At 61.5% G+C, this 22,794-nt stretch carries 24 protein-coding genes; 1 reads left to right on the forward strand and 23 read right to left on the reverse strand.

The genetic code is table 11. From position 1 onward, the window contains the following. Positions 1-36: 36 nt before the first annotated feature. Positions 37-1,353, reverse strand: a complete 1,317-nt coding sequence (gene flhF / locus JJD66_RS08810; RefSeq protein WP_003192914.1) for a flagellar biosynthesis protein FlhF — start codon at positions 1,351-1,353, stop codon at positions 37-39. A gap of 11 nt (positions 1,354-1,364) precedes the next feature. Then, complete coding sequence (flhA, locus tag JJD66_RS08815; RefSeq protein ID WP_198716714.1) at positions 1,365-3,479, reverse strand: flagellar biosynthesis protein FlhA; 2,115 nt, start codon at positions 3,477-3,479, stop codon at positions 1,365-1,367. Positions 3,480-4,032: 553 nt separating this feature from the next. Here flhA and JJD66_RS08820 point away from each other — a divergent pair. After that, on the forward strand, positions 4,033-4,287 hold the full coding sequence (locus JJD66_RS08820; protein ID WP_200647975.1) for a DUF6124 family protein: 255 nt from the start codon (positions 4,033-4,035) through the stop codon (positions 4,285-4,287). 140 nt (positions 4,288-4,427) lie between these two features. Here the strand turns inward: JJD66_RS08820 and JJD66_RS08825 are convergent, their stop codons facing one another. The 21 genes from JJD66_RS08825 to JJD66_RS08930 all read right to left on the reverse strand — a co-directional run bounded on the left by JJD66_RS08825 (position 4,428) and on the right by JJD66_RS08930 (position 22,787). After that, positions 4,428-4,637: a cold-shock protein gene (locus JJD66_RS08825; RefSeq protein ID WP_105229172.1), complete on the reverse strand. Its 210-nt coding sequence runs from the start codon at positions 4,635-4,637 to the stop codon at positions 4,428-4,430. A gap of 672 nt (positions 4,638-5,309) precedes the next feature. Next, positions 5,310-5,513 carry a cold-shock protein gene (locus JJD66_RS08830; protein ID WP_200647976.1) on the reverse strand — a complete coding sequence of 68 codons (204 nt, stop codon included), beginning with the start codon at positions 5,511-5,513 and terminating at the stop codon, positions 5,310-5,312. Positions 5,514-6,189: 676 nt separating this feature from the next. After that, positions 6,190-7,326 (reverse strand): flagellar biosynthesis protein FlhB, encoded by a 1,137-nt coding sequence (flhB, locus tag JJD66_RS08840; protein ID WP_054920172.1) that lies wholly within the window; start codon positions 7,324-7,326, stop codon positions 6,190-6,192. A gap of 3 nt (positions 7,327-7,329) precedes the next feature. Then, complete coding sequence (gene fliR / locus JJD66_RS08845; RefSeq protein ID WP_034126792.1) at positions 7,330-8,115, reverse strand: flagellar biosynthetic protein FliR; 786 nt, start codon at positions 8,113-8,115, stop codon at positions 7,330-7,332. Positions 8,116-8,119: 4 nt separating this feature from the next. Further along, entirely contained in the window at positions 8,120-8,389 is a 270-nt protein-coding gene (gene fliQ / locus JJD66_RS08850) for a flagellar biosynthesis protein FliQ (RefSeq protein WP_003192936.1), read from the reverse strand. Between the two features lie 4 nt (positions 8,390-8,393). Continuing rightward, positions 8,394-9,137 carry a flagellar type III secretion system pore protein FliP gene (fliP, locus tag JJD66_RS08855; protein ID WP_003192937.1) on the reverse strand — a complete coding sequence of 248 codons (744 nt, stop codon included), beginning with the start codon at positions 9,135-9,137 and terminating at the stop codon, positions 8,394-8,396. Then, on the reverse strand, positions 9,137-9,571 hold the full coding sequence (gene fliO / locus JJD66_RS08860) for a flagellar biosynthetic protein FliO (protein ID WP_034126791.1): 435 nt from the start codon (positions 9,569-9,571) through the stop codon (positions 9,137-9,139). The genes fliP and fliO overlap by 1 nt, the downstream gene beginning before the upstream one ends. A 1-nt stretch (position 9,572) precedes the next feature. Then, complete coding sequence (gene fliN, locus JJD66_RS08865) at positions 9,573-10,040, reverse strand: flagellar motor switch protein FliN (RefSeq protein WP_003192941.1); 468 nt, start codon at positions 10,038-10,040, stop codon at positions 9,573-9,575. 43 nt (positions 10,041-10,083) lie between these two features. Continuing rightward, positions 10,084-11,052 carry a flagellar motor switch protein FliM gene (gene fliM, locus JJD66_RS08870; RefSeq protein ID WP_014719344.1) on the reverse strand — a complete coding sequence of 323 codons (969 nt, stop codon included), beginning with the start codon at positions 11,050-11,052 and terminating at the stop codon, positions 10,084-10,086. Positions 11,053-11,061: 9 nt separating this feature from the next. Beyond that, positions 11,062-11,562, reverse strand: coding sequence for a flagellar basal body-associated protein FliL (gene fliL / locus JJD66_RS08875; protein ID WP_019818373.1), 501 nt, complete (start codon positions 11,560-11,562; stop codon positions 11,062-11,064). 129 nt (positions 11,563-11,691) lie between these two features. Continuing rightward, positions 11,692-12,996, reverse strand: a complete 1,305-nt coding sequence (locus tag JJD66_RS08880) for a flagellar hook-length control protein FliK (protein WP_200647977.1) — start codon at positions 12,994-12,996, stop codon at positions 11,692-11,694. Positions 12,997-13,080: 84 nt separating this feature from the next. Further along, positions 13,081-13,428: an Hpt domain-containing protein gene (locus tag JJD66_RS08885; protein WP_014719347.1), complete on the reverse strand. Its 348-nt coding sequence runs from the start codon at positions 13,426-13,428 to the stop codon at positions 13,081-13,083. Positions 13,429-13,458: 30 nt separating this feature from the next. Next, positions 13,459-15,177, reverse strand: a complete 1,719-nt coding sequence (locus JJD66_RS08890) for a fused response regulator/phosphatase (RefSeq protein ID WP_200647978.1) — start codon at positions 15,175-15,177, stop codon at positions 13,459-13,461. Next, entirely contained in the window at positions 15,174-15,479 is a 306-nt protein-coding gene (locus tag JJD66_RS08895; RefSeq protein ID WP_105227614.1) for an STAS domain-containing protein, read from the reverse strand. The genes JJD66_RS08890 and JJD66_RS08895 overlap by 4 nt, the downstream gene beginning before the upstream one ends. Positions 15,480-15,572: 93 nt before the next feature. After that, the gene (gene fliJ, locus JJD66_RS08900) at positions 15,573-16,022 is read right to left on the reverse strand and encodes a flagellar export protein FliJ (RefSeq protein WP_200647979.1); all 450 of its coding nucleotides are present in this window, start codon (positions 16,020-16,022) and stop codon (positions 15,573-15,575) included. Positions 16,023-16,025: 3 nt separating this feature from the next. Next, on the reverse strand, positions 16,026-17,384 hold the full coding sequence (gene fliI / locus JJD66_RS08905; RefSeq protein WP_003192955.1) for a flagellar protein export ATPase FliI: 1,359 nt from the start codon (positions 17,382-17,384) through the stop codon (positions 16,026-16,028). Next, positions 17,374-18,138: a flagellar assembly protein FliH gene (fliH, locus tag JJD66_RS08910; RefSeq protein WP_198715476.1), complete on the reverse strand. Its 765-nt coding sequence runs from the start codon at positions 18,136-18,138 to the stop codon at positions 17,374-17,376. The genes fliI and fliH overlap by 11 nt, the downstream gene beginning before the upstream one ends. A 10-nt stretch (positions 18,139-18,148) precedes the next feature. Then, complete coding sequence (gene fliG / locus JJD66_RS08915) at positions 18,149-19,165, reverse strand: flagellar motor switch protein FliG (RefSeq protein WP_003192957.1); 1,017 nt, start codon at positions 19,163-19,165, stop codon at positions 18,149-18,151. Then, positions 19,158-20,933, reverse strand: a complete 1,776-nt coding sequence (gene fliF / locus JJD66_RS08920; protein WP_014719351.1) for a flagellar basal-body MS-ring/collar protein FliF — start codon at positions 20,931-20,933, stop codon at positions 19,158-19,160. Before fliF ends, fliG begins: the two co-directional genes overlap by 8 nt. Positions 20,934-20,949: 16 nt before the next feature. Then, positions 20,950-21,279: a flagellar hook-basal body complex protein FliE gene (gene fliE / locus JJD66_RS08925; protein ID WP_003192959.1), complete on the reverse strand. Its 330-nt coding sequence runs from the start codon at positions 21,277-21,279 to the stop codon at positions 20,950-20,952. A gap of 131 nt (positions 21,280-21,410) precedes the next feature. After that, positions 21,411-22,787, reverse strand: a complete 1,377-nt coding sequence (locus tag JJD66_RS08930; RefSeq protein WP_200647980.1) for a sigma-54-dependent transcriptional regulator — start codon at positions 22,785-22,787, stop codon at positions 21,411-21,413. Positions 22,788-22,794 lie beyond the last annotated feature (7 nt).

Here is a 22,794-nt window from a genome sequence, read left to right on the forward strand (position 1 = left end):
ATCGATGTAGGTACATTTCACGGTGTTCATCCTGCCTCAACCCACCCGTTTAGCCGGGTGGTGGTAAAGGTCGGCGAACATATCGGCCATCGCTTCCTCGCTAGGCTCGTCTTGCATTTGCACACTCACGGCACGGCTGACCAACTGATGACGGCGCGGCAGATGCAGATCATCCGGGATCCGCGGCCCGTCGGTGAGGTAGGCAACCGGTAATTCATGGCTGATGGCCAGGCTCAACACCTCGCCCAGGCTCGCGGTTTCATCGAGCTTGGTGAGGATGCAACCGGCCAGGCCGCAACGCTTGTAACTGTGATAAGCAGCGGTAAGAACCTGTTTCTGGCTGGTGGTTGCAAGCACCAGGTAATTTTTTGACTTGATGCCTCGCCCGGCCAGGCTCTCGAGCTGCATGCGCAGCGCCGGATCACTGGCTTGCAGGCCGGCGGTATCGATCAGCACCACGCGCTTGCGCAGCAACGGGTCGAGGGCATTGGCCAGGGACTGGCCCGGGTCGACATGGGTCACCGGCACGTTGAGGATGCGGCCCAGGGTCTTGAGCTGCTCCTGAGCGCCGATACGGTAACTGTCCATGCTCACCAGGGCGATATTCTGCGCGCCATATTTAAGCACGTAACGGGCCGCCAGCTTTGCCAGGGTGGTGGTCTTGCCCATGCCGGCGGGGCCGACCATGGCGATTACACCGCCCTCTTCCAGGGGTTCGATTTCCGGCGTGGCAATCATGCGCGCCAAGTGCGCCAGCAGCATGCGCCAGGCCTGGCGGGGTTCTTCGACTTCGGCGGTCAAAGCCAGCAGGTCGCGGGACAACGGGCCGGACAGGCCGATGCGTTGCAGGCGACGCCAGAGGTTGGCTTGCTGCGGCTTGCTGCCTTGCAGTTGGGTCCAGGCCAGCGAGCCGAGCTGCACTTCGAGCAATTCACGCAGGCCGTTGAGTTCAAAACGCATCGAGTCAATCACGCGCTGGTCAACTGCGGCAGCCGGGGCAGGCGCTGCAGGACGCGGCGGTTCGACAAAGGTGGGTTCAACCAGCGGCTCGGCGGCGGTCAGCGGCAGGCCGGCAAACAACTGGCGATTGGTGCTGGCATCGCTGTCACCGCGCATGCTCAGTTCAGCCTGGGCCGACACAATGCGCGAGGCGGTCTTGCGCAGCTCGTCTTCGAGCTCCATGTTCGGCACGCGCGGGGCCAGCGCCTGCGGCGTGTAATCCAGGGCAGCCGTCAGCTCGACACCGCCGGCGATACGACGGTTACCGATAATCGCGGCATCGGCGCCCAGCTCATCACGGACCAGTTTCATGGCCTGACGCATATCGGCGGCGAAAAAACGCTTAACTTGCATAACCCACTACCTCAGCCATTGGGCCCAACTGTCGCGACAATAGTCACTTGCTTATTGTCAGGAATTTCCTGGTAAGCCAACACGTGCAAATTCGGTACAGCCAGGCGTCCGAACCGCGACAACATCGCGCGAACCGGGCCGGCCACCAGCAGGATCACCGGGTTGCCCTGCATTTCCTGGCGCTGTGCGGCGTCGATCAACGAACGCTGCAGCTTTTCAGCCATGCTTGGCTCCAGTAAAACGCCCTCTTCCTGGCCTTGCCCTGCCTTCTGAATACTATTGAGCAATATTTGTTCCAACCTGGGCTCCAGGGTGATCACAGGCAGCTCGGACTCAGTCCCTACAATGCTTTGCACGATTGCGCGGGACACGCCGACACGCACCGCCGCCACCAGAGCGGCAGTATCTTGACTCTTGGCGGCATTGTTGGCGATGGCCTCGGCAATGCTGCGAATGTCGCGCACGGGCACCTGTTCGGCCAACAGCGCTTGCAACACCTTGAGCAACTGCGACAGTGAAAGCACGCCAGGCACCAGTTCTTCGGCCAGTTTTGGCGACGATTTGGCCAGCAAGCCCATCAATTGCTGGACTTCCTCGTGGCCGATCAACTCGTGGGAGTGCTTGTAGAGAATCTGGTTGAGGTGCGTGGCGACCACGGTGCTGGCATCCACCACGGTGTAACCGAGTGACTGCGCCTGGCTGCGCTGGCTGACTTCGATCCACACCGCTTCCAGGCCGAAAGCCGGATCTTTGGCGGTAATACCGTTGAGCGTACCGAACACTTGGCCGGGGTTGATCGCCAGTTCGCGGTCCGGGTAGATCTCGGCTTCGGCCAGGATTACCCCCATCAGGGTCAGGCGATAGGCGCTGGGGGCCAGGTCGAGGTTGTCACGGATATGCACAGTGGGCATCAAGAAACCCAGGTCCTGGGACAGTTTCTTGCGCACACCCTTGATCCGCGCCAGCAGTTGCCCACCCTGGTTGCGGTCGACCAGCGGGATCAGGCGGTAACCGACTTCCAGGCCGATCATGTCGATGGGCGTGACGTCGTCCCAGCCCAACTCCTTGGTTTCCTGGGCGCGGGCCGGGGATGGCAGCAGCTCCTGTTGACGGGCGATTTCCTGTTGAGCCTGGACCTTGACCTGGTTCTGCTTTTTCCAGAACAGGTACGCCGCACCACCCGCCAGGGCCGCCATGCTCAGGAACGAGAAGTGCGGCATGCCCGGCACAATGCCCATGATCGCCATGATGCCCGCCGCCACGGCCAGGGCCTTGGGCGAAGCGAACATCTGCCGGCTGATCTGCTTGCCCATGTCTTCGGAGCCCGAAGCACGGGTAACCATGATGGCCGCCGCTGTGGATAACAACAGTGATGGCAATTGCGCCACTAAACCGTCACCGATGGTCAGCAAGGCGTACACCTTGCCGGCATCGCCGAATGTCATGCCGTGCTGAAACATACCGACGGCCACGCCGCCGATCAGGTTGATGAACAGAATCAACAGGCCGGCGATGGCGTCGCCGCGCACAAATTTGCTGGCGCCGTCCATGGAGCCGTAGAACTCGGCTTCCTGAGCAACTTCGGCCCGGCGCGACTTGGCCTGGTTCTGGTCGATCAGGCCGGCGTTGAGGTCGGCATCGATGGCCATCTGCTTGCCGGGCATGGCGTCGAGGGTAAACCGCGCGCTCACCTCGGAAATCCGCCCGGCGCCCTTGGTCACCACGACGAAGTTGATGATCATCAGGATCGCGAACACCACGATACCGACCACATAGTTACCGCCGATCACCACCTCACCGAAGGCCTGGATCACCTTACCGGCGGCGGCGTGGCCGTCCTGGCCGTGGAGCATCACCACCCGCGTGGAAGCGACGTTCAATGCCAGGCGCAGCAGGGTCGCCACCAGCAGAATCGTCGGGAACACCGCGAAATCCAGCGGCCGCAAGGCGTACACGCACACCAGCAACACGACGACGGACAGGGCAATGTTGAAGGTAAAGAACACGTCGAGCAGGAACGGCGGCATCGGCAACATCATCATTGCCAGCATCACCAGCAACAACAACGGCACACCCAGATTGCCCCGCGACAGGTCAGTCAGGGTGCCACGGGCCGTGTTGAGCATTTGAGAGCGATCTACCACCGGTATTCCTCGGGTCCTTGAAGCAAAGTTTTGACGCTGGAGGGCGACTTGGAGGCGGGGTTGCAAGAAGCCTTCCAACTTTGCTTTCGGGACGATCGTCGGGTGGTAACTTATTCAAGTGTGGGAGCTGGCTTGCCTGCGATGTGGTGTGTCAGGCACTGGGATAGTGGCTGTGAGTCAGCTATCGCAGGCAAGCCAGCTCCCACATTTGGATTTGTGTGCATCGTGGATATCGAGGAAATTTCCGACATGGATTTGGGGTTGCCCCTAGGAAATGTGATCTCTAGTCTCCGTACACCGCTGCAAACGCAGCGGACGGGCGTCGCGGCCCGGTTCACAACGGAGCAAAAGCACCATCTCCCTTTCAGTAAGCGGTTTTTTATCGTCTACTGTGCGGCGCTATGGCGGCTGTGCGCGGGATACCTTCGGGTATGCCGGGTTGCTCCTTCACCGGTCCGCGAACCTGCGTACAGCTGCCACCCTCCATCGCGTCGCGGCGATCAGTGGCGGCTTCACTTTCATAAGGAGCTTCACAGTGATCAAACCTACCCCAAATCCCCCCGCCCGGCTGTTTACCGTAGCCGACGGCATCAGCACCGAAGACCTGCTGGTCAACCTCAGTGAAACACTCGCCTCGGCCAACGCCTTGAGCTGCGACCTGGCCTTTGACCTGGAAGGTTCGAAACGAGAGGAATTACTCGGCGTTGCGCAGTTGATCGAACTGGCGCAGTTACTGGCTGATCGCTTGCCCGTTGGCGTCGGAATAAAGAGCGCCGCAAGCGGCGGGTGACACGGTCCAAACTGTGGGAGGGGGCTTGCCCCCCGATCGCGGTGTATCAGGCAATGGATTCATTGACTGATCCACTGCTATCGGGGGCAAGCCCCCTCCCACACTTGGACTGAGTTCTGTCTGGGATGATTGGGTGGGCTTTAAATATACCGTATTGCCACAGCTTTCAGGCCTTTTGAACCTTGTACGACCTCAAACTCTACTTCCCGACCCTCCATCAGAGATTTAAAACCATCTGACTGGATGTCCTTGAAATGGGCAAAAATGTCCGTCCCGTCATCATCCCGAGTAATAAAACCAAACCCTTTTTCATCGTTGTACCACTTCACTCTGCCAGTTGTAGTTGTCATTGCCATTCTCCCTACACTTCATTTGAGACCCGACTCACGTGGGCTGTGCGACTTGATAGGCAGCGCATAAATACCCTCGGGTCGATGGACCATTTGGAACTCCATGCACTTGCCAAACCACAGCGCAGTGCAACGCCAGTCCCTGCCATTGATAAACACATCCTCTCTCCCGCCATCGGGTTTGATCAACCAATCGCCTCTGAGCCAGACGTAATACCTGACCGTACCCGTAGCCACCTTCAAGACCGCACTCCCTGCATCTCGTTTACTGCATACGTGCATAGGTAATAGAACAGCTGGAACCGACGCTGACTACTGTCAACGTTGACAGGTAGTTGATACAGCCAACCTGCCCAAGAGCCGAGAGGGCTTATCGGAGGAAAAAAAGGCGCACTGTTCGTCGTTATGGCGACTGCGCGGGGCGATTAAGTGGCAGCCTCGCTCAAATCAAACGTTTCACACTGGAATTGCTCGGCGTTGCGCAGTTGATCGAGCTGGAGCAAGACCGACGAACACCGCAGGTAGCGGGTGACACGGTCAAAACTGTGGGAGGGGGCTTGCCTCCGATCGCGGTGTATCAGGCAATGGATTCATTGACTGAGCCACTGCTATCGCGGGCAAGCCCCCTCCCACATTTGGACTGATTTCTGTCTGGGGATGATTGGGTGCGCTCTAAACAGGTCGTATATTCTCAGCCTGTGGGCCTTTTGGACCTTGTGTGATGTCAAACTCTACTTTTTGATTCTCATCCAGGCTTTTGTACCCAGCCGTCGTAATTGCCGAGTAATGGGCAAACACATCGAGCCCTCCATCATCTTGGGTAATAAAACCAAACCCCTTCTCCGCGTTAAACCATTTCACAGTACCCGTTGCCATTGCCGCTCTCCTTACCCTTACTCAGAACCCAACCCACCCCGGTGATGCACCCTGACGGGCAACGCATAGACGCCCTTGGGCCGATGGACCATTTGAAACCTCAGTTGCTTACCCACCGACAGCGCTGTGCAACGCCAATCCTTGCGATTGATAAATACCTCTTCTGCCTCATCATCCAATTCGATCAGCCAATCGCCCCTGACCCAGTCATAGGATTTGACAGTTCCTGTAGCCACCTTCAATCCCGCTCTCCCTGCATCTCGTTTACTACATACGCGCAGTGTTTGGTTCAGTCATAGAACAACGGGAAATATCCTTTGGCTACTGTCAGAGTTGACAGGTAGACGCGAGCTGCCGATGGGTGGTAGCGGTGGAACAGCAGAAGATTCATGCATCCGAGGGTTTCTTGCGCTTGCGGGGTTTTCGCGGTTTGGAAGAGGTGGGTGGGACATCACCGCGTTGAGCGCCTGTCGACTGGACGGCAACCTCGTTGCCATCGCGATCCCGGGCAATAAAGCCGATGCCTTTGACCGCATCAAACCACCTGACCGTACCCCTATCCATCACCGCCTCCCGAGTCGTGCAGAGCTGCACGCCTCATCGCTGTATCAAACAGTGAAGGCGGCGTAATGGCTACTGTCAAAGTTGACAGGTAAACAGCACACCACAGGAGCGTTCAGGAATCGCGACGCAGGTCCGGCGGGATCGGCAAATCCTTGAGCGGATCAGGCCGCTTGCCCTTGCCGGCGCGGTATTGACGGATTTGGTAAACGTAGGCCAGTACCTGTGCAACGGCCAGGTACAAGCCGGCGGGGATTTCCTGGTCCAGATCGGTGGAGTAGAAAATCGAGCGCGCCAATGCTGGCGACTCCAATAGCAGAATGTCGTTGGCCACCGCGATTTCGCGGATTTTCAGCGCGGTAAAATCGCTGCCCTTGGCCAGCAGCATTGGTGCACCGCCCTTTTCAGGGTCGTACTTGAGGGCTACGGCGTAGTGGGTCGGGTTGGTGATGACCACGTCGGCGTCGGGCACCGAGGCCATCATCTTGCGCTGGGACATTTCCCGCTGCAGTTGGCGGATGCGTTGCTTGACCTCGGGGCGGCCTTCCTGGTCCTTGTGCTCGTCGCGCACTTCCTGCTTGGTCATCAGCAGTTTCTTGTGGCTTTCCCACAACTGGATCGGCGCATCCACGGCGGCGATGAGGATCAGCCCGGCCGCCATCCACAGCGCACTCCAGCCCACCACTTGCACGCTGTGGATGATCGCTGATTCCAGCGGCTCATGGGCGATGCGCAGCAAATCGTCGATGTCGGACGACAACACCGCCAACGCCACGAACAGAATCAGGAAAAACTTGGCCAGGGCCTTGAGCAATTCCACCAGGGCCTTGGCGGAAAACATGCGCTTGAGCCCCGCCCCCGGGTTCATGCGGCTGAACTTGGGCGCCATGCTGCCCGCGGCAAACAGCCAACCGCCGAGGGCCACCGGGCCGATCAGCGCGGCCAGCAACAAGGTGATCAGGATCGGCTGCACCGCCAGCAGCGCGATTTTGCCCGAATGCAGCAGGTACTGGCCCATGGCATCGGGGTTGAGCAACACTTCGCGGGGCAAGCTGAAGTTGTGTTTCATCATCTCCAGCAGGTCCAGCGCCAGGCCACCGCCGTAGATCAGCAAGGCGCCTGCACCGGCGATCATGGTGGCGAAGGTGTTGAGCTCTTTGGAGCGAGCGATCTCGCCCTTTTCCCTGGAGTCTTTTTTACGTTTCTCCGTGGGGTCTTCTGTTTTGTCCTGACCACTCTCGCTCTCGGCCATGGCTCAGCGCGCCCGTGCCAGGTCACGTAAGAACTGCAAGGCGTCGGTGGCCAGCGGTTGATACTGATTGAGAATGTCAGCCAGGCCGACCCAGAAAATCCCCATACCCAACACCAGGGTGAGCGGGAAACCAATCGAGAAGATGTTCAGTTGCGGCGCTGCACGGGTCATCACGCCAAACGCAATATTGACCACCAACAGCGCCGTGATCGCCGGCAGCACCAGCAACAGCGAAGCCCCCAGCACCCAACCGAGGCGCCCCACCAGTTCCCAGAAATGGTTGACCACCAAGCCAGAGCCCACCGGCAAGGTCGTGAAGCTCTCGGTCAACACTTCGAATGCCACCAGGTGACCGTTCATGGCCAGGAATAGCAAGGTCACCAGCATGGTCAGAAACTGCCCGATCACCGCCGCCGACACGCCATTGGTGGGGTCGACCATGGACGCGAAGCCCATGCCCATCTGGATCGAGATGATTTGCCCGGCGATCACAAACGCCTGGAAGAACAGCATGAGGGAAAACCCCAGCATGGCACCGATCAGAATCTGTTCGGCAATCAGCAGCAAGGCGCTCAGGTCGAGGGCGTTCACCGGCGGCATCGGCGGTAGGCCAGGCACGATTACGACGGTGATCGCCACCGCGAAATACAGGCGCACACGACGCGGTACCAGGGTGGTGCCGAACACCGGCATGGCCATCAGCATGGCCGTGACGCGAAACAGCGGCAGGATGAACGAGGCCACCCAGGTACTGATCTGGGTGTCGGTCAAGGCCAGCAAGGATTGCATCGGCTCAGCCGATCAACTGCGGAATACTGCCATACAACTGCAGGATGTATTCCATGAAGGTTTGCACCAGCCACGGGCCGGCGACAATCAGGGTCACCAGCATCACCAGCAGGCGCGGCAGGAAGCTCAGGGTTTGTTCGTTGATCTGGGTGGCGGCCTGGAACATCGCCACCAGCAGGCCGACCAACAGGCTCGGCACCACCAGCACGGCGACCATCAGGGTGGTCAGCCACAGCGCTTCTCGGAACAGGTCGACGGCGACTTCTGGCGTCATAGCGCTATACCCCTCCGAAACTGCCGGCCAGGGTGCCAATAATCAGCGCCCAACCGTCCACGAGCACAAACAGCATGATCTTGAACGGCAACGAGATGATCAGCGGCGACAGCATCATCATACCCATGGCCATCAACACGCTCGCCACCACCAGGTCGATGATCAGGAACGGGATGAAGATCATGAAGCCGATCTGGAACGCGGTCTTCAATTCGGAGGTGACGAACGCCGGTACCAGGATGGTCAGCGGTGCCTGGTCCGGGGTGGCGATGTCGGTGCGCTTGGACAGGCGCATGAACAGCTCAAGGTCGCTGGATCGCGTTTGCGACAGCATGAAGTCCTTGATCGGGCCCTGGGCCTTGTCGATGGCATCCTGGGCCGTGAGCTTTTCCGCCAGATAAGGTTGCAGGGCTTGCTGGTTCACCTTGTCGAACACTGGCGCCATGATGAACAGCGTCAAAAACAGCGCCATGCCGGTGAGGATCTGGTTCGACGGCGTCTGCTGCAGGCCCAGGGCCTGGCGCAGGATCGAGAAGACGATGATGATCCGCGTAAAGCTGGTCATCAGCATGACGAACGCCGGGATAAAACTCAGCGCCGTCATGATCAGCAGGATCTGCAGGCTGACCGAATATTCCTGGGCGCCCGCCGCGTTGGTGCCCAGGGTGATCGCCGGGATCGACAACGGGTCGGCGCCCAGGGCCATCGGCGCGGCCAGCAACAGCATGAGCGTCAACAAAACGCGCATTACTTCTTATCCTTCTGATCCTTGCCCAGCAACTCCATCAGGCGCTGGGCGAATTCTGGCGTGGCGGCTTCGGTCTTGACCGCGTCCACCGGGGTCTTGAGTACATGCAGCGGGGTGATGCGGCCGGGAGTGATGCCGAGCAGGATCTGCTCTTCGCCCACTTGCACCAGCACCAGCCGATCACGCGGGCCGAGGGCGCGCGAGCCCACCAGCTCGATCACCTGGCCGTTGCCCGGGCCGATACGCTGCACACGGCGCATCAACCAGGCCAGCAGGAAGATCAGGCCGATCACCAACAACAGGCCCAGCACCAGTTGCGTCAACTGCCCGCCGACGCTGCCGACCGCTGGCGCCGCAGCCACCTGCGCCACCGGCTCAGCCGCCAACGCGCTCAATGGCAGCGCCAGCAACAGTCCCGCCATCGAGTACTTCATCTCAGCGCAACTTCTTGATGCGTTCGCTCGGGCTGATCACGTCGGTCAGGCGGATGCCGAACTTCTCGTTGACCACCACCACCTCGCCATGGGCAATCAGGGTGCCGTTGACCAGCACGTCCAACGGCTCGCCGGCCAGGCGGTCCAGTTCGATCACCGAGCCCTGGTTGAGCTGCAACAGGTTGCGGATGTTGATTTCGGTGCTGCCCACTTCCATGGAAATCGACACCGGGATGTCGAGGATCACATCCAGGTTCGGGCCGTCGAGGCTCACCGGGTCGTTGTTCTTCGGCACGCTGCCGAATTCTTCCATGGCCAGGCGGTTGCCGGCCGGCGCGGTGGCGGCGTCGGCGGCCAGCAGCGCGTCGATGTCGTCCTGGCCAACGTCGCCGGTTTCTTCCAGGGCCGCAGCCCACTCGTCAGCCAGGGCCTGGTCTTCGGCGGAAGTGTTTTCGTGTTCGGTAGCCATTACATGTCCTCGGCGCAGCAAACAATCATGAATTGGGGTTGAATCAGCGGCGGTTGATCGGCTCAACCACTTGCAGCGCCAGGTTGCCCTTGTGGGAACCGAGCTTGACCTTGAACGACGGCACGCCGTTGGCGCGCATGATCAGCTCTTCCGGCAAGTCGACGGGGATGATGTCCCCAGGCGCCATGTGCAAAATATCGCGCAGGCGCAACTGGCGGCGGGCCACGGTGGCGCTCAGCGGCACGTCGACGTCCAGCAGGTCTTCACGCAGGGCCTTGACCCAGCGTTCGTCCTGGTCGTCGAGGTCGGACTGGAAGCCGGCGTCGAGCATTTCGCGCACCGGTTCGATCATCGAGTAAGGCATGGTCACGTGCAGGTCGCCGCCACCGCCATCGAGTTCGATGTGGAAGGTCGACACCACAATGGCCTCGCTGGGGCCGACAATGTTGGCCATGGCCGGGTTCACTTCCGAGTTGATGTACTCGAAATTGACTTCCATGATCGCCTGCCAGGCTTCCTTCAAGTCGATGAAGGCCTGCTCCAGCACCATGCGTACCACCCGCAGTTCGGTGGGGGTGAATTCACGCCCTTCGATCTTGGCGTGACGGCCGTCGCCACCGAAGAAGTTGTCCACCAGCTTGAACACCAGCTTGGCGTCGAGGATGAACAGCGCAGTGCCGCGCAAAGGCTTGATCTTGACCAGGTTGAGGCTGGTGGGCACGTACAGCGAGTGCACGTACTCACCGAACTTCATCACCTGCACGCCGCCCACGGCCACGTCCGCCGAGCGGCGCAGCATGTTGAACATGCTGATGCGGGTGTAGCGGGCAAAGCGTTCGTTGATCATCTCCAGGGTCGGCATGCGTCCCCGCACGATGCGATCCTGGCTGGTCAGGTCATAACTTTTGACGCTGCCGGGTTCGGCAGCCATTTCGGTCTGTACCAGACCATCGTCCACGCCATGCAACAGCGCGTCGATTTCATCCTGGGACAGCAGGTCTTGCACGGCCATGTCGTGATCCTACTGCAATACGAAGTTAGTGAAGAGCGCCTGCTCGACCACGACTTTGCCGAGTTCTTTCTGGGCCACTTCCTGCACGCTGGCAGTGACCTTCTGGCGCAGCATTTCCTGGCCGACTGGCGTGGCCAGGCTGTCGAAGCTCTGCCCGGAGAACAGCATCACCAGGTTGTTGCGGATCACCGGCATATGCACCTTGAGGGCATCCAGGTCCGCCTGGTTGCGCGCCAACAAGGTGATGCTCACCTGCAGGTAGCGTTGACGACCATTCTGGTTGTAGTTGGCGACAAAGGCCGGAAGCATCTGCTCGAAGATTGCCGGTTGCTTGACGTTCGTGGCAGTTTCGGCGGTGGGCGCCGGTTTGCTCGCACTGCTGTGCATGATGTACCAGGTGCCGCCCACCGAGGCACCGATCGCCAGGAGCAGGCCGAGCACAATCAACAGGATCAGCTTGAGCTTGCCTTTGCCTGCGGGGGGAGTTGCTGCGTCGTCGCTCTTCGCCATGCCAATAATCCGTCACTATTCGGGGATTCGTAGATCTATGGCAAGGCAAGAGCAAGTGTTATGCCAGAGTTGTCTTAGGCGAAGACAACCTAAATCAAATGTGGGAGCTGGCCGGGTTTGAGCAGGAAGTCAGGCGTAGTAGTCGACGGCGCTGGAGCCGATCACGCTCTGGCTCACGGGCGCTGCCACTTCGGCCACATCCACAGGGCCACCGGCGTCGCCGCTGTCAGCGCGCCTGCCGCTGCTACTGACGCCTCGCGCCTGGCTCTGCTGTTGCTGCTGGTCCTGGCCCCGCGACTGGTCGGAGACATTCACATCCACCTGCCCCATGCCCTGCTGGGCAAACATCTCGCGCAAACGGCCAGACTGGCTTTCCAGCGCTTCACGCACCACCGCATGGCCGCTCATGAAGTTGACCTGGGCCTGCTGGTCCGCCGTCATGTTGACCTTGATGTCCAGGCGCCCCAGCTCAGCGGGCTGCAACTGGATCTCGGCCGACTTGAGGTTGGCGCTGGACAGGTACATTACGCGGTTGACCACCTCCTCGGTCCAGCCGCTCTGGTGCATGGCCAGGGGCGCATTGGGGACGGGCGGCAAGGCATTCGCGGTTTTCGGCGTGGCCGCCTGGGTCAGCGCCGCCAGGCGGTTGGCGAAGTCATCCACACGGGTGTCGCTGCTGGCGTTCTTGAGGTCCTTGAGGCCGTCATCGATCAGCGCGCCGAAGGCCTTGTCACCCCCCTGGTCGGTGCTGTCCTTGGTGGCTTGCTGGTCGACCATGTTGGCCAGGCCGGCGGCAAAGCTCTGCGCGGCGGTCGGCTGGTCCTGAGTGGTGGGCGCGGCTTTCTGCGGCGCCTGGCTGCTGGCCGAGACATGACCGCCCTGCTCCATCGCCAGGCGCACGGCCGGCATCGAATCCAGCGGGTCGGCCTCAGGGTCGAAGGCCGGCTGCTTGGGCTCCTCGGTTACCGCGATGAGCGGCTGGGCGTTGTCATCTGCGGCCATGACAGCAGGCGCTTGTACCGGCACGGGGACCGCCACAGGCGTCACGGTGGCAACCAGCGCCGGGTCGGCAACCGGTTGCAGCGCCAGGGACGGGTCGGCAGGTGGCTCGCCTTCACTGTCAGCGTGGTCGTCGCTCTTGGCCGGCTTGGCAGGCAAGGGATTGCCGCTATCGGCAACCGCTGGCGCGCTGGCGGCAGGTTTATCGTCGCCGGCGGCCGGTTTGGCGCTGGCATCAGAAGCCTTGTCGCGCACCGGTTTGGCTGGCGCGTCGTCGCTCTTGGCCTGCGGCTTGGCAGCTTGCTTGGCAAACACTTGAGCGAAGCCAGCGCCCTTGTCCCGCGGAGCCGCAGGCGCTACCGCAGGCGTGGCGGCCGGCGCTTGAGGCTTGGCCGCAGTGGCAGCCTGAAGAAGCGAATTGGGAGCGACTGGCATAAGTAAGGGTCTCCACTGCATGGGGTCGGGGATGCAGTCTATGGAGGTAGAGCAAGAGTCGGGCCAAGTCAGGCCGATAAAATATCAAACCCCAGAAAACCGCTCCCGTTCATGCTCATACAGCGGGCGAACCAGCGCAAACTCACGATCAATCTGATCCACCAACGCCCCCAAGTCGGAAGCAGACTTGAAGGACTCGGTCTCCAACCGCTCACACAACGTTGCCAACCGCAGCGCCCCCAAGTTGCCACTGCTGCCCTTGAAGCTGTGTGCGATGCGCCCCAACGTTTTGGCGTCGTCCCGCGCCTTGCGCAGCGCTTGCACGCGCTCTTCAGAATCATGCAGAAAGGTGTCCAGCAGCGTGGGGTATTCGCTTTCCATGACTTCCTGCAAACCCGACAACACCTCGGGGTCCATATGAATCTCAGCCACTTGCTCGCTCCTTGATCAAGAATCGGCGGATTATGCCAGAGCCTTCCAGCAAAACTCCACGCAGACACTGCGACCGCCATCGGACCAGCGTACCGCGTTGCTCAACTGACGCACCAGGCTCAGTCCCCGACCAGACAGACGGTCGATGTCCACGGGGCGCGCCAGCTCTTGCTCCACATCAAAACCCTGCCCGCTGTCTTCGAGGCGCAAGGTCAGTTTGCCGCCCTTGTCGGTGGGCACCACCTGCATATGCACGCCCACATAGCCGCTGTCCAACTGCGCCAGGCGCTCATGGCGCTGGCGATAATACTGCGCAAACCCCTGGGCATCGCGCTTGAGCCGTGAGTCCAGGCCCAGTACGCCATGCTCCAGCGCGTTGGAATACAACTCGGCCATCACACTGTAAAGCGCCCCGCTCTGCTCGCGCAGGCCGTGGATTTCCAACAGCAGTTGCAGCAGGTACGGCAGCGGGTTGTAGGTCCTGAGCGTCTGGGCGCGGAATTCGAAACTCACCGACCAATCCAGTGGACACGACTGGCCGCTGTCGGCATACATCGGCTCGGCCGCCCGCAAGGGTTGGCCCGCCTGCAACGTGATCTCGACCATGCTGACGTCATCGCGCGCCTGGCCGCGAAAGGCCGCCAGGGCCTGCTCGATGTCCTCGAACAGGCGGTCGGGCTCGCGGTTGGCGGCGAACACCTGCTGCAAGCGCTCGGCACCGAACAGTTGATCGTTGGCGTCAGCGGTGTCCAGCACGCCGTCGGAGAGCAGGAATACCCGGTCGCCCAACGCCATGGGCCAGACCTCGGTGCTGTCATCGAACGCCTCTGCCGACAACACCCCCAAGGGCAGGTGCCGCGATATCAATGGCGTGCGCCTGCCCGTGGCGACTTCATGCACATAGCCTTCGGGCATGCCGCCGTTCCACACCTCCACCGCACGCCGCTGGGCGCTCAGGCACAGCAAGGTGGCACAGCAGAACATGTCTACCGGCAGGATGCGCTTGAGCTTGGCGTTCATTTCCCGCAGGGTCTGCGTGAGGCCGTAGCCCTTGGCGGTCATGCCGTAGAACACTTCGGCCAGGGGCATGGCGCCGATGGCGGCCGGCAAGCCATGGCCGGTGAAATCCCCTAGCAGCACGTGCATATCGCCGGACGGTGTGTAGGCCGCCAGCAACAGGTCACCGTTGAACAACGCATAAGGCGATTGCAGGTAGCGGATATTCGGCGCGGCGTTGATGCAACCGGAATGGGCGACCTTGTCGAACACCGCCTTGGCCGCCCGCTGCTCATGCATCAGGTGTTCGTGATGCCTGGCGATCAGGTCACGCTGTTGCAAAACCGTGGCTTGCAGGCGGCGCAGGCGGTCCATGGCGTTGATCTTGGCCGCCAGGATCAAGGGGTTATAGGGTTTGGGCAGAAAGTCATCGCCGCCGGCGTCCAGGCACTGGGCCAGGGCTTCGCTTTCGCGCAGCGACGTGAGGAAGATGATCGGTACCAGCGCCTCCCCCGCCAGTTGCTTGATCTGCCGCGCGGCTTCAAAGCCATCCATGACTGGCATCAGTGCGTCCATCAACACCAGTTGCGGACGCTCGCGGGCAAACACCTCAATCGCTTCGGCGCCATTGCTGACAGTCAGCACCTGATGGCCCTGGCGGCGGATGATGCTCGCCAGCAACAGGCGGTCGGCGGCGCTGTCTTCGGCGATCAGGATGGTCAGCGCCTCCAGGACAGGGGCCAAGGCGCTCAATTGATATCGAACAGTTTGTCGAAGTTGGAGATGGCGAGGATCTTGCGCACGTCGGAGTTGCTGTTCGTCACGCGGACCTCGGCGTCATCGCCGCCGGCATGATCCCGTAGCAACAGCAGCATGCCGAGGGCTGAACTGTCCATGTAGGTGGCATCCTTGAGGTCGACGATGTAGGTCTCGGGGACCTTGTAGAAACGCTCGTAGGCTTCCCGAAACGCCTGGTGGCTGCCGAAATCGAACCGGCCCTTGATTGCGATCGTCAACTTTTTCCCATCCAGGGATACTTCTGACTCGACTGACATGTGACTGCTTCCTTGTCATTGCACTAGACACAAGGTGTAGCAGCTGAACCGCATCTGAGCAACACAGCTCCCACATTGGATTTGTGGTGCCGGTTAGAACTGTTCTGGGCGGCGAAGGCGCTGGGACAATTCATCGAGCAGTTTTTGCTCGCGCTTGTCTTCGATGGCTCGCGCTTCGTCGATGTAGCGCTGCACCAGCTTGCGCAGCCCCTCGACCCGGGCAAACGCCTGTTGCCAGGCCTCGCGGGCTTTGTCGAGGTTGGCCTCGTGCCAGGCCAGGCTCTGGCGTTGCTGGCCGACGGCGGTTTCAAGCTGATTGAGAAAGCCCTGGTACCCCATCAGCCACTGGCCGGAAACACCCTGGCTGCCGCGCTCGATCCACTGCTGTTGATACTCGCCACGAAAACGCTCCAGGTCGCCCAGCTTGCTTTGGGCCAACCGCACCTGGCCCTGGAAGTAACCCAGGCGCTGTACGGCGGCTTTCTCGGCCTTTTCGGCCATGTCTACCACCGGGGCCAGGCGTGCTGCGCGGCTGTTGGCCATGGCTTAGCCGCCCGGCGCCGGGGCGAAGATGGACTGCAAGTGCGACTGGCTCTCGCCCATGGTGATCTTGTCGTTGAGACCCTGGCGCAGGTAGGTCACCAGTTGCGGCTGCAAGGCGATGGCCAGGTCGGTGTCGCGGTCGCCACCGGCCACATAGGCGCCGACGCTGATCAGGTCACGGCTTTGCTGGTAACGCGACCACAGCTGCTTGAACTGCTGGGCACGGGCCATATGCTCCGGCGTGACCACCGCCGGCATCACCCGGCTGATGGACGCTTCGATATCGATGGCTGGGTAATGCCCCTCTTCCGCCAGGCGCCGCGACAGCACGATGTGGCCGTCGAGCACGCCCCGGGCCGAGTCGGCAATCGGGTCCTGTTGGTCGTCGCCTTCAGACAACACGGTGTAGAACGCGGTGATCGAGCCACCGCCGGCTTCGGCATTACCGGCACGCTCTACCAGCTTGGGCAGCTTGGCAAATACCGACGGGGGGTAACCCTTGGTCGCGGGCGGCTCACCGATGGCCAGGGCGATCTCGCGCTGGGCCTGGGCGAAACGCGTGAGCGAGTCCATCAGCAACAGGACGTTTTTGCCCTTGTCGCGGAAATATTCGGCGATGCGCGTGCAGTACATCGCCGCACGCAAGCGCATCAGCGGTGCATCGTCTGCCGGAGAAGCGACGACAACGGAACGCTTGAGCCCTTCTTCACCGAGGCTGTGCTCGATGAACTCCTTCACTTCGCGGCCCCGCTCACCGATCAGCCCCACCACGATGATGTCGGCCTCGGTAAAGCGCGTCATCATGCCCAGCAACACCGACTTACCCACGCCGGTACCGGCGAACAGGCCCAGGCGCTGGCCGCGACCGACCGTCAATAAACCGTTGATGCTGCGAATGCCCACGTCCAGCGGCACGCTGATGGGGTTGCGCTTGAGCGGGTTGATGGTGGGGCCGTCCATCGGCACCCAGTCTTCGGCCTTCATGCCGCCCTTGCCGTCCAGCGCACGGCCGGCACCGTCGAGTACGCGACCCAGCATGCTCATGCCCATGGGCAGGCGGCCAGTGTCGGCCAGCGGCACCACGCGGGCGCCGGGAGCGATACCCGCCAGGCTGCCCACCGGCATCAGGAAAATCTTGCTGCCGGAAAAACCCATCACTTCGGCTTCGACCTGCACCGGGTGGTAGCTGTCGTCGTTGATCACCAGGCAGCGGCTGCCCATGGCGGCGCGCAGGCCCTCGGCTTCAAGGGTCAGGCCGACCATGCGCAACAAGCGTCCTTCAAGGATCGGCTGGCCGGGCAACTCGGTGGCCTCGGCGTAGCTGCCCAGGCGCTTGGCGAAGCTGGTGCGATCAAGGCGCATCGGTGGCGTCCAGGTCAACGCTCAGGTCAGGCTCGGCGGGATGCAGGGCCTGTTCATGCAGTTGATCAAACAACTTGGCCATGATCTGGCTGATACGGGTTTCCACTGTCGCGTCAATGCGGCTGTGTTCGGTCTCGACGCGGCAGCCACCCGGCTGCAACGAAGCGTCTTCGACGATGCGCCAGGTTTCTTCATGACGCTCGCGCAGGGCTTTGACCTGTTCGAAATCCTGCGGGTTGATGTACAGCCGCACATTGCCGACGCCCAGGGGCAGCAGCTTGAGGGCTTCACGCATCACACCTTCGATCTGGCTGGAATCGAGCACCAGTTCGCGCTGGATCACCTGGCGAGCAATGTGCTGCACCAGGCCGACCATGGATTTTTCCAGCTGCGAGTCCTGTTCGGCGATAGGGTCGAACAGGTTGCCCATCAAGCGCTCCAGGCTGTCCAGCCTGGCGCCCAGCGCCACCTCGGCCTCCTGGCGAACCTTGAGGGTGGTGCTGCGAAAACCGTCTTTTTCCCCCGCCGCAAAGCCTTCGTTGTAGGCCTCCTGGCGAATGGTTTCCAACTCTTCGAGGGTCAGCGGCTGGACTTCATCCAGTGGCACTTCTTCCATCTCTGCCGGAGGTTCTTCAACCGGTTCAGGCTCGGGCTCCGGCACATGGGGGTCGAAGCTGGGCAGCGACCAGATGTCGAAGCCGCCGACATCCCGCGCGCGAATCAGATCGCTGGGCGCCTCATCTTTATTCGACATGCAAGGCGCCTTAGATCATTTCTTCGCCGCCCTTCCCGCCGAGAACGATTTCTCCGGCTTCGGCCATACGGCGGGCAATGGTGAGGATTTCTTTCTGAGCGGTTTCCACGTCGCTGACGCGCACCGGGCCCTTGGCTTCCAGGTCGTCGCGCAACAGCTCCGAGGCGCGCTTGGACATGTTCTTGAAGATCTTTTCTTTGACGTTTTCGTCCGAGCCCTTGAGCGCCAGCACCAGCACGTCCGAGGACACTTCGCGCAGCAGCGCCTGGATGCCACGGTCGTCGACATCGGCCAGGTTGTTGAACACGAACATCAGGTCTTCGATCTGGCCGGACAGGGTGTCGTCGATCTCGCGGATCGAGTCCATCAACTGGCCTTCGACCGAGCTGTCGAGGAAGTTCATGATGTCGGCTGCGCGCTTGATGCCACCCAGGGTGGTGCGCGAGGCGTTGGAATTGCCGGAGAACTGCTTCTCCAGAATCGTGTTGAGCTCCTTGAGCGCCGCCGGTTGCACAGTGTTCAGCGACGACACACGCAGGATGATGTCCAGGCGCACTTTATGGTCGAAGTGGCCAAGCACTTCGCCGGCCTGGTCGGGGTCCAGGTAGGCCACCACGATCGCCTGAATCTGCGGGTGCTCGTAGCGGATCACGTCGGCCACCGCACGCGGCTCCATCCACTTGAGGCTATCCAGGCCGCTGGTGTTGCCACCCAGCAGGATGCGGTCGATCAGGCCGTTGGCCTTGTCTTCGCCCAGGGCCGAGGTGAGCATCTTGCGAATGTAGCTGTCGGAGCCGACGCCCAGGCTGGTCTGGTCGCCGACGATCTCGACGAACTCACTCATCACCTGCTCGACTTGCTCGCGGTGCACATTGCGCATCTGCGCCATGGCCACGCCCACTCGCTGGACCTCTTTAGGGCCCATGTGGCGCAGCACTTGGGCAGCGTCGGTTTCACCCAGGGACAGCAGCAGCACGGCGGCTTTGTCGACCCGGGACAGCTTGGCCACAGCGGCTCGATCATTCATCTGCGTTAATCCACTCTTTCACGACCTGAGCCACACGACCCGGGTCTTCTGCCACCAGACTCTTGATTGCGTTCAACTGAGCGTCATAGCCTTCGCTCGGGCTTGGCAACAGGATGCTTTGCGGGCCGCCGAGGCTGACGCGGTCGTTGGCCAGTTCGCCGTCCAGGCCGCCCATGCCACCCAACTCGACGTCGCCACCGGCCAGTGCCAGTTGCTTCTTGCCGCCGCCAGTGATGTTGTTGAGCACCGGGCGCAATACACCAAACACCAGCACCAGGATGAACAGCACCCCCAGCACTTGCTTGACGATGTCCCAGAACCACGGCTGGGTGTAGAACGCCGGGTCGGCGATCACTTCACCGCGCTCGGCGGAGAACGGCATGTTGATCACGCTGACGCTGTCGCCACGGCTGGCGTCGAAGCCAACGGCGTCCTGCACCAGGCGGGTAAAGCGCGCCAGTTCGTCAGCCGTCCACGGCGCACGGGTCACCGCGCCGTCCGCAGGGTTGACCTTGACTTGGTCATCGACCACCACCGACACCGACAGGCGATTGATCTTGCCCTGTTGCTGCTTGGTGTGGCTGATGGAACGGTCGAGTTCGAAGTTCTTGGTGGACTGGTTACGCTTGTCCGCAGGGTATGGCGCAAGCATCGGCTGGCCGGTGGCCGGGTCCATGATCTGCTGGCCGTTGGCGTCCAACAGCGGCTGGCCAGGCTGGATCGCGCCAGCCGTGGCGGCGGCGCCACCAGTGGTTTGCGGTGCCGAGGCCGGCGCGGGTGGCTGGTTGCTCAGGGCGCCTGGCACACCTTGGGGGCCATTGCTGGCGGTGCGTTGTTCGCTGGTGGACTGCTCGCTGCGCAGGGCCGGCTGGTCCGGGTTGAACTGTTCGGAGGTGGACTCGACGGCGCTGAAGTCCACGTCGGCCGACACTTCAGCCTTGTAGCGGTCGTTGCCCAGTACCGGTTGCAGGATGTTATGCACGCGCTGGGTGAGCATGCTTTCCATGCGGCGGCTGTAGTCGAACTGCTTGCCGGCCTGGGTCAGCGCGGAGTTTTCGGCCATGTCGGACAGCAGGTTGCCCTTCTGGTCCACCACGGTGATTTGCGACTTGCTCAATTCGGGAACACTGGTGGCAACCAGGTTGACGATCGCCAGTACCTGGCCAGGCTCCAGGGAGCGGCCAGCAAACAGCTCGACCAAGACCGAGGCGCTGGGCTTGCGTTCGTCACGCACGAACACCGAGCTTTTCGGAATCGCCAGGTGCACACGGGCGGCCTTGACGTTATTGAGGCTGGAAATGGTGCGCGCCAGTTCGCCTTCCAGGCCACGACGATAGCGGGTGGCTTCCATGAACTGGCTGGTGCCCAGGCCTTGGTCCTTGTCGAGGATTTCAAAACCGATATTACTGTCGGACGGCGCCACGCCAGCGGCGGCCAGTTTCATCCGGGCGCGGGCTACGTCATCCGCCTTGACCAGCAAGGCGCCGGAGTTGGGCTCCACGGTGTAGGCGATGTCGGCGGCGGCGAGGGTTTCCATGATCTGCTTGGAATCCATGCCCGACAGGCTGCCGTACAGGGGGCGGTAATCGGGTTGCTGCGACCACAGCACCACGGCAAAACCAATCGCCACGCTGGCTGCCAGGCCCACCATCAGGCCCACCTGACGCAGCATGGTCATTTCCGAGAGGTTTTCCAGGAACGACAGGCCAAACAACGGCGGTTTGCCGTCGGCCTTGGCGGGGAGGTTGTCGGAGACTGCTTCAGCCATGACTTAAATCTCGTCCTTAAACCGGCATCTGCATGATGTCTTGATACGCCTGAACCAGCTTGTTACGCACTTGGGTCAAGGCCTGGAAGGACACACTGGCCTTTTGCGAGGCGACCATCACATCGGTGAGGTCCACGCCGCTTTTACCGATCTCGAAGGCCGTCGCCAACTGGCTGGACGCCTGCTGGGTATCGCTGACTTTATTGATTGCCTGACCGAGCATGTCGGCAAAATTGCTTTGGCCCAATTCCGGCGCTGGCGCGACGGATTTCGGTTGAGCCATGGCATCCATTTGCATGGCGCGCATATCCAACATCAACCGATTGAACTCAATACCCTGGCTCATGACCTTCTCTCTCCGACGACCCGCAATTTTTTGACACTACGCAGCGGTTACTAGGGGTGGTAGCAACAAGGGTGCCAGCTCTGGAGCAACTCGTAAGAAAAGGCGACAAAGCTTGTCGAACTTGTTACCGGTCATGTGGCGAAAAGATACGCTTCCACATCCATACCGGCGTCGCGCATCTGCGCCAGCTTGTAGCGCAAGGTACGCGGGCTGATGCCCAGGCGCTCGGCCGCTTCTTTGCGGCGGCCACGTTCGGCGCGCAGGGTGTCGATGATCATCTGGAATTCACGGCGGCGCAGGTCATCGCCCAGGGCACCGGCTGATTCCGTCTCGGCGACCACTGGAGCCGGGGCCAGGCTCGGCAACGGCGCAGCGCCATTGCCCATGGCCAGGCAGAAATCCTGGGGCTGGATCAAACCGCCCTGCTGCAAAATCAGCGCACGCTGGATCGCGTTGTCCAGCTCGCGCACGTTGCCCGGCCATGGGTAACTGACCAGGCAGGCCTGGGCCTCGGGCGATAAACGCGCCTGGGCATGCTTCATTTTTTTGACGTGGTTGTTGAGCAGGCGCTCGGCCAGGGGAATGATATCCGCCGGGCGCTCACGCAATGGGCGCCAGGCCAGCGGGAACACCGACAACCGGTAGAACAGGTCTTCCCGGAAGCGCCCCGCCGCCACTTCGCCCGCGAGGTCGCGGTTGGTGGTGGCAACCACGCGGATATCCAACTGGATCGGCTTGCGTGCGCCCACCCGCTCCACTTCACGCTCCTGCAATACCCGCAGCAACTTGGCTTGCAGGCCCAGGGGCATTTCCGAGATTTCGTCGAGCAGAATGGTGCCGCCGTCGGCTTGTTCGAACTTGCCGGCCTGGGCCGCGATGGCGCCGGTGAACGAGCCCTTTTCATGGCCAAACAAGGTGGCTTCCAGCATGTTGTCGGGGATCGCCGCGCAGTTGATCGCAATGAACGGTTGTTTGGCACGGCCCGATTGCTGGTGGATATAACGCGCCAGCACTTCTTTACCGGTGCCGGACTCGCCGGAAATCAGCACAGTGGAATCACTGCGCGCCACCCGCGCCGCCAGTTCAAGCAACTGCGCGCTGGCCGGCTCAAAGGCAATCGGGCCATCGCCGTCGGCTGCGGGTATCACGCCCAGGGCATGCCGGGCGACCAGTTCGATCAACGCCTTGGGCTCGAACGGCTTGACCAGGTAATCCGCCGCGCCCTGACGCATGGCATCCACCGCCCGCTCCACCGCGCCATGGGCGGTCATCAGCAGCACCGGCAGCTGCGGCTGGCGCACCCGCAGCAGGCCGAGCAACTGGTGGCCGTCCATGCCGGGCATGTTGACGTCGCTGACCACCAGGCTGAAGGTTTCCTGCTCGACCGCCTCCAAGGCTTCCTCGGCAGAGCCGACCGCACGGTAGTCATGGCCCGCCAACAGCAGCGTGTCAGCCAATGCTTCACGCAGGGCGCGATCGTCTTCCACCAATAAAACCTTGATAGCCATCATCCTC

Origin of the sequence: Pseudomonas sp. MF6751, from assembly GCF_016613265.1 — a bacterium.
Classification (GTDB): Bacteria; Pseudomonadota; Gammaproteobacteria; order Pseudomonadales; family Pseudomonadaceae; genus Aquipseudomonas; species Aquipseudomonas fluorescens_BV.

Coding starts and splice junctions, on each gene's coding strand:
- flhF (WP_003192914.1), bottom strand. CDS start 1,353: ATGCAAGTTAAGCGTTTTTTCGCCGCCGATATGCGTCAGGCCATGAAA.
- flhA (WP_198716714.1), bottom strand. CDS start 3,479: ATGCTCAACACGGCCCGTGGCACCCTGACTGACCTGTCGCGGGGCAAT.
- JJD66_RS08825 (WP_105229172.1), bottom strand. CDS start 4,637: ATGACAACTACAACTGGCAGAGTGAAGTGGTACAACGATGAAAAAGGG.
- JJD66_RS08830 (WP_200647976.1), bottom strand. CDS start 5,513: ATGGCAACGGGTACTGTGAAATGGTTTAACGCGGAGAAGGGGTTTGGT.
- flhB (WP_054920172.1), bottom strand. CDS start 7,326: ATGGCCGAGAGCGAGAGTGGTCAGGACAAAACAGAAGACCCCACGGAG.
- fliR (WP_034126792.1), bottom strand. CDS start 8,115: ATGCAATCCTTGCTGGCCTTGACCGACACCCAGATCAGTACCTGGGTG.
- fliQ (WP_003192936.1), bottom strand. CDS start 8,389: ATGACGCCAGAAGTCGCCGTCGACCTGTTCCGAGAAGCGCTGTGGCTG.
- fliP (WP_003192937.1), bottom strand. CDS start 9,137: ATGCGCGTTTTGTTGACGCTCATGCTGTTGCTGGCCGCGCCGATGGCC.
- fliO (WP_034126791.1), bottom strand. CDS start 9,571: ATGAAGTACTCGATGGCGGGACTGTTGCTGGCGCTGCCATTGAGCGCG.
- fliN (WP_003192941.1), bottom strand. CDS start 10,040: ATGGCTACCGAACACGAAAACACTTCCGCCGAAGACCAGGCCCTGGCT.
- fliM (WP_014719344.1), bottom strand. CDS start 11,052: ATGGCCGTGCAAGACCTGCTGTCCCAGGATGAAATCGACGCGCTGTTG.
- fliL (WP_019818373.1), bottom strand. CDS start 11,562: ATGGCGAAGAGCGACGACGCAGCAACTCCCCCCGCAGGCAAAGGCAAG.
- JJD66_RS08880 (WP_200647977.1), bottom strand. CDS start 12,996: ATGCCAGTCGCTCCCAATTCGCTTCTTCAGGCTGCCACTGCGGCCAAG.
- JJD66_RS08895 (WP_105227614.1), bottom strand. CDS start 15,479: ATGTCAGTCGAGTCAGAAGTATCCCTGGATGGGAAAAAGTTGACGATC.
- fliJ (WP_200647979.1), bottom strand. CDS start 16,022: ATGGCCAACAGCCGCGCAGCACGCCTGGCCCCGGTGGTAGACATGGCC.
- fliI (WP_003192955.1), bottom strand. CDS start 17,384: ATGCGCCTTGATCGCACCAGCTTCGCCAAGCGCCTGGGCAGCTACGCC.
- fliH (WP_198715476.1), bottom strand. CDS start 18,138: ATGTCGAATAAAGATGAGGCGCCCAGCGATCTGATTCGCGCGCGGGAT.
- fliG (WP_003192957.1), bottom strand. CDS start 19,165: ATGAATGATCGAGCCGCTGTGGCCAAGCTGTCCCGGGTCGACAAAGCC.
- fliF (WP_014719351.1), bottom strand. CDS start 20,933: ATGGCTGAAGCAGTCTCCGACAACCTCCCCGCCAAGGCCGACGGCAAA.
- fliE (WP_003192959.1), bottom strand. CDS start 21,279: ATGAGCCAGGGTATTGAGTTCAATCGGTTGATGTTGGATATGCGCGCC.
- JJD66_RS08930 (WP_200647980.1), bottom strand. CDS start 22,787: ATGGCTATCAAGGTTTTATTGGTGGAAGACGATCGCGCCCTGCGTGAA.